Source organism: Kribbella sp. NPDC051952, assembly GCF_040680855.1.
GTDB lineage: Bacteria > Actinomycetota > Actinomycetes > Propionibacteriales > Kribbellaceae > Kribbella.
This window is the reverse complement of the sequence record NZ_JBFAXQ010000012.1, coordinates 245,555-252,649: the sequence shown is the minus strand read 5'-3', so window position 1 is coordinate 252,649 and position 7,095 is coordinate 245,555. Positions and strand designations below refer to the sequence as shown.

The window sequence follows — 7,095 nt, the reverse complement described above, 5'->3', positions numbered from 1 at the left end:
TTGGTGATGGTGATGGTCCAGTGGCCGGCGTGGAGGGCGGTGTGGTGGCGGCGGCAGATGAGGGCGAGGTTGTTGATGGCGGTTTGGCCGCCGTCTATCCAGGAAATCAGGTGGTGGGCGTCGCAGCTGATGGGTGGAGCACCGCAGATGACACAGCCTTTGTCCCGGGCGTTCAGGGCACGGCGCATCGCGGGGGTGACGAGTCGTTCGGCGCGGCCGACGTCGAGGGGTTCGGAGTTGGAGCCGAGGACTAGGGGGATGATTTTGGCGTCGCAGGCTAGGCGTCGGATGGTGGCGGCGGAGAGGGCGTCGCCGTGGATGACGTGGCCGATCGCGTCGGGGGTGGCGGTTTTGAGGTCGTGGAGGTCGATGGTGACGGTGATGTTGGCTTTCGCGCCTGCGCCGGGTACGGCGCCGGACTCGGTGGCTGTGGCGGCGGTGGTCAGGGTGGTGGTGAGGGCGTCGGCTTGGCGCTTTTCGCGAGACCTCGGGTCGAGTTCACCATCAGCCGTTTTGTGGGGGCGGGCGTGGGCGTGGATCAGTGAGCGGAGGAGTTCGGCGTTTTCGTTGGCGAGGAATCCGCGGAAGGTGATGCCGTGGTCGGCGTCGGTGAGGGTGAGGGATTCTCGTTCGTAGGCTTTGTGTTCGGCGGGTTCGGGGCCGTCGGTGTCGAGGAGGTCGCGGATTTCTTTGCCGACTTTGCGGAGTTCGCCGGGGCTCAGGTGCTGGGCCAGGTTCACCAGTTGTTGTTCGGCCACCACGATGTTCTCCACCGGGACCCGGTCGGGGACGGTCTCGAGGGCGAGCACGATGGCCTGGGCTTGTGCCGGTCTCAGGACCGGGGTCTCCAGCGGACCTGCCGGGTTGGGGAGAGCAGACGAGACGGTGGTGTAGCGGGGGAGGGTGCGGGCGAGTTTGACTTCGCGGTGGGCGTCTCGGCGGTCGAGGCGGTACCGCATCGCCAGCAGCTCGGCGGTGGTGGTGGCGCCGAGGTGTTGGGCGTGGCCTATTTCGTCGAGGCGGGCGATCATGCGGATCCGGTCGGCTTGGAGGCGGGCGATGGCGGCTTCGTTCGTGTCGAGAGCAGACAGGAGTTCGCTGCCGCTCATCGACCAGATCGGCCGCTCGTCCGGAATCTCCATGCCCATAACGATAGACACCGCCACCGACAGTTTTCAAAACCCAGAACCCCTTATTTCCAAGGGATCTGCTTATCCACAGCAGGCCGCCAAATGATCCACAATCATCCACGCCTGTGGACAACCTACCTTTACATGCCGGAGGCAACATCTCCCGCAAGGAGCCGGTCACGCCCCGATGGCGTCTCCGTGGCCGCGCCGATCGGCCAACCAACTCGTCGCAGACCCTCGGTCCGCTCGAGACCCAGTTCTCTGCCGACTGAGCCCCGATCAGTCACACTGACCGTAGGAGGTGACGTGCGTGAAGTATGTACTGATGTTCGTCGACACCGAGGACTATGCCAAAGAGGTCGACGCGATGTCGCCGGTCGAGCTGCAGCAGGTGTACGAGCGGGTGAATCAATGGTTCATCGACCACGCCGCGGTGATCCGCAGCAGCACGAGCAAGCTCCAGGGCGGCGCGAACGCCACGACTGTGCGGTTCGGCCGAGAAGGTCCGATCGTCACTGACGGACCGTTCATGGAGGGCAAAGAGGTCATCTCGGGATTCACCGAGATCGAGGTCGCCGATCTGGACGAAGCACTTCGGATGGTGAAGACCTGGCCCGCCTGCCCGGTGATCGAGATCCGCCCCGTCGAATCCTGACAGCAAGCTCCGCCTAGCTGTCTCGCTGGGCTTCCTGGTGGAGTTGGGTGTTCGCCCAGCTGGAGAGGAAGCGGAGGGCTTCGGCGGCCGGGCTGTCGGGCTCGGCGGTGTAGGTGATGATCACGAGCCCGTCGCCAGTCAGCTCCATCGCCTCGCCGGTGAGCTCGAGGTCTCCGACCAACGAGCTGTGGACCCGCTTGGTGGCACTCCGGTGGTACTTCACGTTGTGGCGGGCCCACCGCGTGCCGAACGCGTCGCTTCTCGTGGCCAGCTCTCCGACGAGGTCGGTGAGGGACTTGTCGTGGGGGTTGCGACCCGCTTCGGCGCGCAGCGCGGCGACCGAGTCGTCGGCGACGGTTTCCCAGTCGAGGAAGAAGTCCGGTGCGCGCTGGTCGAGGAAGAGGAACCTCGCGAGGTTCAGCGGGAGCCGGTCGAGGATCCCGCCGTACAGGGCGATGGCGAGGTCGTTGGCGGCGAGGATGTCAGTACGCGCGTTGCGCACGTACGCCGGAGTTGTCAGCGACTCGAGGATCCGCAGTACGCCGGGTCGCACCTTGGAGACCGCCGTACGGCGTGAACCGCGGACCGGGCCGGTCGACGCGCGGGCGAGGTCGAACAGATGGGCGCGCTCCGCGTCGTCGAGGCGCAACGCCCGGGCGAGTGCGTCGAGGACCTGCTCGGAGACTCCGGCGAGGTTGCCGCGCTCCAAGCGGGTGTAGTAGTCGGCGCTGACGCCGGCGAGCAGGGCGACTTCCTCGCGGCGCAGCCCGGTCACGCGGCGTTTGTCGCCGAAGGTGGGCAGACCGGCCTGCTCCGGCGTGACCTTCGCCCGCCGGCTGGTGAGGAACTCCCGTACGTCGTCCTTGGTGGCCACAACCTCCACCGTACGGGCGGCTTTGTCTCGGCTGGGAGGTTCTGCTGGTACCTGTTACAGCGGGGACTCCCACCTGTGACACTGACGGGTGTTCCCTGAAGGCATGAGCCAGACCGTCACGTTGAACAACGGCGTCAGCATGCCCATCATCGGCTTCGGTGTCTTCCAGATCCCGGCCGACGACACCCAGGCCGCGGTCGAGGCCGCCCTCGCGGCGGGCTACCGCCACCTCGACACCGCCGCTGCGTACGGCAACGAGGAGGCCGTCGGCGCCGCGATCACCGCCAGCGGCCTGCCTCGGGCGGACCTGTTCGTCACCACGAAGCTGTGGATCCAGCACGCGCCGACCGGCAGCGTGGAGAACGACACGTTGCGCGCGTTCGACACCTCGCTGCGCCGCCTCGGCCTCGACTACCTCGACCTCTATCTGATCCACCAGCCGCTCGGCGACTACTACAGCGAGTGGCGGGCCATGCAGAAGGTCAACCAGGACGGTCGGGCCCGGGCGATCGGGGTCTCCAACTTCCACCCGGACCGGCTCGTCGACCTGATCGAGCACAACGAGATCACCCCGGCGGTCAACCAGATCGAGACGCATCCCTTCCACCAGCGCGTCGCTGACCACGAGCAGATGCGCGAACGCGGCGTACAGCTCGAGTCCTGGGGTCCGTTCGCCGAAGGTCGCAACAACCTGTTCACCGACCCCGTGCTGACCGCGATCGCCGAGGCCCACGGGAAGTCGGTCGCGCAGGTAGTGCTGCGCTGGCTCGTACAGCGAGAGGTCGTCGTCATCCCCAAGTCCGTCCGCCCGGACCGGATGGCTGAGAACCTCGATGTCTTCGACTTCGCCCTTACCGAGGATCAGCTGAAGCAGATCGCCTCCCTCGACGCCGGCGCCAGCCTCTTCTTCGACCACCGCGACCCCGCCATGGTCACCGCCCTCGGCACCCGCCGGATCGACTGACGACCGATGCGTCCCCGGCTGCGCAGCGGTTGCAGCCAAGGAGCCGGTCCCGTCGCGCACGGCACAGGTACGGAAGAAGGAGGATCGCCCGCGGTGCAGTCGTCGAGAAAGCCCACTGCGGGGAAAATGCTGGTCGCCTACTACTCCCGCCCCGGCGAGAACTACGACAACGGCGGTCGTACCTGGCTGACAGTCGGCAACACCGAAGTTGTCGCCACCATGATCGCCGACCTCGTCCCGTGCGACGTCTACCGGATCGAGGCTGCCGAGCCCTACTCCGACGAGTACGACGACACCGTCGTCCGTAACGTCCGCGAGCAGAACGCCGACGCGCGCCCCGCCATCGCCGGCCCGCTCCCCGGCATCGGCCAGTACGACGTGGTGCTGCTGGGCAGCCCGATCTGGAACGTCCGGGCCCCGATGATCATGTCCACGTTCACCGAGCAGCTGGACTTCACCGGCACGACTGTCCATCCGTTCACCACGTACGCCATGAGCGGCCTCGGCACGACAGAACGCGACTACGCGCGATCCTGCGCCGGCGCCACCTTCGCCGAAGGTCTCGCCGTCCGCGGCGAAGAAGTCCAGCAAGCCCAGCCCCAAGTCACCGACTGGCTGCAGCGCATCGGGCTGCGCTGACAACCTCAGAAAGGAATTACATGACTACCTGGTTCATCACCGGCTGCTCTACCGGGCTCGGCCGTGCGTTTGCTGAGGCTGTGCTTGAGCGCGGGCACAATTTTGTTGCTACCGCGCGCGATGTCGCGAAGGTGCAGGATCTGGCTGACAAGTATCCCGACACCGCGCTGGCGCTGCCGCTCGATGTGACCAGCGATGAGCAGGTGAGTGCGGCGGTTGGGGCGGCCGAGGAGCGGTTCGGCGGGGTCGACGTACTGGTCAACAATGCCGGCTACGGGTATCGGGCTGCTGTTGAAGAGGGCGAGGACGATGCCGTCCAGCAGTTGTTCGATACTCACGTCTTCGGCACTGTGCGCACGATCAAGGCTGTCCTGCCTGGCATGCGTGCCCGCCGATCCGGCACGATCGTGAACCTGTCGTCCATCGGTGCGCGGATCTGTCCCGAAGGATCTGGGTACTACTCGGCCGTCAAGGCCGCGATCGAGGCGCTCACGCTGTCGCTGCGCAAGGAGGTCGCGCCGCTCGGCATCACCGCGATGGTCGTGGAGCCAGGTGGGTTCCGTACCGACTTCGCCGGCCGATCGTTGACCCAGGCCGCCGTACCGATCGCCGACTACGCGGACACCGCCGGGAAGCGTCGGAAAGACCACGACACCGGGCATGGGAAGCAGCCGGGTGATCCGGCCAAGGCCGCGGCAGCTCTCGTCCAGGCGGTCGAGTCCGACTCCCCGCCGTACATGCTGCTGCTCGGCAACGACACCTCCGACGGCTTCCGCGCCGCCCTCGACGCCCTCCGCACCGAGGTAGACGTCTGGGAAGACCTCAGCCGCAGCACCGACTTCGACGCCTGAAAGGTCAGCCCGCCCGAACAGGTCCTACAAGCTGGGGCGGATCACGTGGTCGGGGTGGGCGTTGGTGTGGGCTTCGGCCACTTGGCGGCAGAGGTCCATCAGTTCGGTTTCGTTGATTACCTGTTGTTTGGCCTGGGGGCCCAGGGCGGTGATGTGGTCGCGGGCGCGGAGGAGGCGCTGGAAGATGCGTTCGCGTTCGCCGGGGTCGCCGGTGTATTCGGCGTCCAGGTAGGCGTTCGCGTCGCGGCGGATGTGGGCCATCGCGGTCTGGGTGCGGCCGCGGGTGCTGAACAGGGACGCGAAGATCGTGATCAGCAGGACGACCAGGATCACCACCAGCGAGAGGCCGGTGCTGATCTCGATGACCTCGACGTGGTCGCCGCCGTTCACGAAGGGGAGGTTGTTCTCGTGCAGGGCGTGCAGGATGAGTTTGGCGCCGATGAAGGCGAGGATCGCGGCCAGCCCGAAGGACAGGTAGATCAGCCGGTCCAGCAGACCGTCGAGCAGGAAGTACAGCTGGCGTAGCCCGAGCAGGCTGAACGCGGTCGCGGTGAACACGATGAACACGTTCTGCGTCAGGCCGAAGATGGCCGGGATCGAGTCCAGCGCGAACATCAGGTCGGTGCCGCCGATCGCGAGCATGACCAGCAGCATCGGCGTCATCATCCGGCGCCCGTCGACCGTGGTGGTGAGCCGGTCGCCGTCGTACTCCTCACTGGTGCGGAACAGCCGCCGGCTCAGCCGTACGACGATGTTCTGCGCCGAGTGGGATTCCTCGGTCTCCGGTTTGAGCATGTTGCCGGCGGTCAGCAGCAGCGCGATCCCGAACAGGTAGAACACCCAGGCGAACGTGTTCAGCAGCGCCGAGCCGATGAAGATGAACGCGGCCCGGGCGATCAGCGAGACCACGATGCCGACCAGCAGCACCTTCTGCTGGTTCTCGCGTGGCACCCGGAAGCTCGTCATGATGATCAGGAACACGAACAGGTTGTCCACCGAGAGCGCCTTCTCGGTGATGTACCCGGCGAAGTACTCCGAGCCCATCGCGGCCCCGCCGAGCACGAGCGTCCCGAGCCCGAACAGGATCGCGATCCCGACGTACACCGACGACCAGACCGCGGCCTCCCGCAGCGTCGGCACGTGCGCGGAGCGGACATGGAAGAAGTAATCGAACAGCAGCAGCCCGGCGATGCCGAGCAGCGTGAGGATCCAGACCAAGGGGGACACGGCCATGGCCCAACCCAACCATGGCGACCAGCCGCGGCACGAGCACTGATGAAATTTGCCTAAAAGACATCTTTGCCTAATCGGCAAAGTTTGCTACGGTCAAGTCATGGCCGATGGGTTGCGAGAGCGGAAGAAGCAGGAGACGCGGATCGCGTTGAGCTGGGCAGCGGTCCGGCTGACGGTCGAGCACGGTCTGGCGAACGTGCGGATCGAGGACATCGCCGCCGAAGCGGGCGTCTCGCTGCGGACGTTCCGGAACTACTTCTCCAGCAAGGCCGAGGCGATCGCCGCCCGGGAGGTCGACCGCAGCCTGCGGATCGCCGAAGAGCTGCGCGCGCGGCCGGCCGACGAGCCGTTGTGGACCGCGATCCGGATGTCGGCCGAGTCGCAGTTCGCACTCGGTGTGGAGGGCCACGGCGGTGAGCAGCCGCCGGACGAGCGGTGGCTGGCCGGCATCCGGCTGATGATGACCGAGCCTTCGCTGCAGGGCGAGATGGCGCGGGCTCACGCGGCGGCGAGTGAGGAGTACGCCGCTGCGATCGCGGACCGGACCGGTACGCAAGGGCTGTACCCGCGGCTCGTCGCCGAGGTCGTCGGCGCTGCCCGGACGGCGGCGTCGGCGGAGTGGCTGCGGGCCGACCCGCCGCGGCCGATCGCCGAAATCCTGAGGGAGGTCCTCGACCTCATCAGCGCAGGACTTCCCGAACCCGGCCACAACTAGAAACCCCTCGAACAAGCACCCCGGCGCCGCCGCC

General features: G+C 66.7%; 8 protein-coding genes. 5 read left to right on the top strand and 3 right to left on the bottom strand.

Features of this window, described 5'->3' with window-relative positions; translation table 11 throughout:
- A partial coding sequence (locus AB0L70_RS23400; RefSeq protein ID WP_363687425.1) for a DUF222 domain-containing protein occupies positions 1–1,142 on the bottom strand: 1,142 nt, incomplete at its 3' end.
- 298 nt (positions 1,143–1,440) lie between these two features.
- Here AB0L70_RS23400 and AB0L70_RS23395 point away from each other — a divergent pair.
- A complete protein-coding gene (locus tag AB0L70_RS23395) occupies positions 1,441–1,785 on the top strand; it encodes a YciI family protein (RefSeq protein WP_363687423.1) in 345 nt (114 codons plus the stop codon).
- A 13-nt stretch (positions 1,786–1,798) separates the two neighbouring features.
- On the opposite strand, the gene AB0L70_RS23390 is transcribed toward AB0L70_RS23395, so the two are convergent.
- Positions 1,799–2,659 (bottom strand): helix-turn-helix transcriptional regulator, encoded by an 861-nt coding sequence (locus AB0L70_RS23390; RefSeq protein ID WP_363687421.1) that lies wholly within the window; start codon positions 2,657–2,659, stop codon positions 1,799–1,801.
- Positions 2,660–2,762: 103 nt separating this feature from the next.
- Between AB0L70_RS23390 and AB0L70_RS23385 the strand changes: the two genes are divergently transcribed.
- The 3 genes from AB0L70_RS23385 (at position 2,763) to AB0L70_RS23375 (ending at position 5,113) form a co-directional block, all read left to right on the top strand.
- A complete protein-coding gene (locus tag AB0L70_RS23385; RefSeq protein WP_363687419.1) occupies positions 2,763–3,623 on the top strand; it encodes an aldo/keto reductase in 861 nt (286 codons plus the stop codon).
- Positions 3,624–3,716: 93 nt separating this feature from the next.
- A complete protein-coding gene (locus AB0L70_RS23380) occupies positions 3,717–4,262 on the top strand; it encodes a flavodoxin (protein WP_363687417.1) in 546 nt (181 codons plus the stop codon).
- A gap of 20 nt (positions 4,263–4,282) precedes the next feature.
- Positions 4,283–5,113, top strand: a complete 831-nt coding sequence (locus AB0L70_RS23375) for an oxidoreductase (RefSeq protein WP_363687415.1) — start codon at positions 4,283–4,285, stop codon at positions 5,111–5,113.
- Positions 5,114–5,137: 24 nt separating this feature from the next.
- Here AB0L70_RS23375 and AB0L70_RS23370 read toward each other — a convergent pair whose 3' ends face one another.
- On the bottom strand, positions 5,138–6,346 hold the full coding sequence (locus AB0L70_RS23370) for a TerC family protein (protein ID WP_363687413.1): 1,209 nt from the start codon (positions 6,344–6,346) through the stop codon (positions 5,138–5,140).
- 100 nt (positions 6,347–6,446) lie between these two features.
- Here AB0L70_RS23370 and AB0L70_RS23365 point away from each other — a divergent pair, with 100 nt between their 5' ends.
- Positions 6,447–7,061: a TetR family transcriptional regulator gene (locus AB0L70_RS23365; protein ID WP_363687411.1), complete on the top strand. Its 615-nt coding sequence runs from the start codon at positions 6,447–6,449 to the stop codon at positions 7,059–7,061.
- The last annotated feature ends 34 nt before the right edge of the window (positions 7,062–7,095 follow it).

Bases quoted from the DNA above. Each gene is read 5' to 3' on its own strand.
- AB0L70_RS23385 (WP_363687419.1), top strand. From the start codon at position 2,763: ATGAGCCAGACCGTCACGTTGAACAACGGCGTCAGCATGCCCATCATC.
- AB0L70_RS23375 (WP_363687415.1), top strand. From the start codon at position 4,283: ATGACTACCTGGTTCATCACCGGCTGCTCTACCGGGCTCGGCCGTGCG.
- AB0L70_RS23370 (WP_363687413.1), bottom strand. From the start codon at position 6,346: ATGGCCGTGTCCCCCTTGGTCTGGATCCTCACGCTGCTCGGCATCGCC.
- AB0L70_RS23365 (WP_363687411.1), top strand. From the start codon at position 6,447: ATGGCCGATGGGTTGCGAGAGCGGAAGAAGCAGGAGACGCGGATCGCG.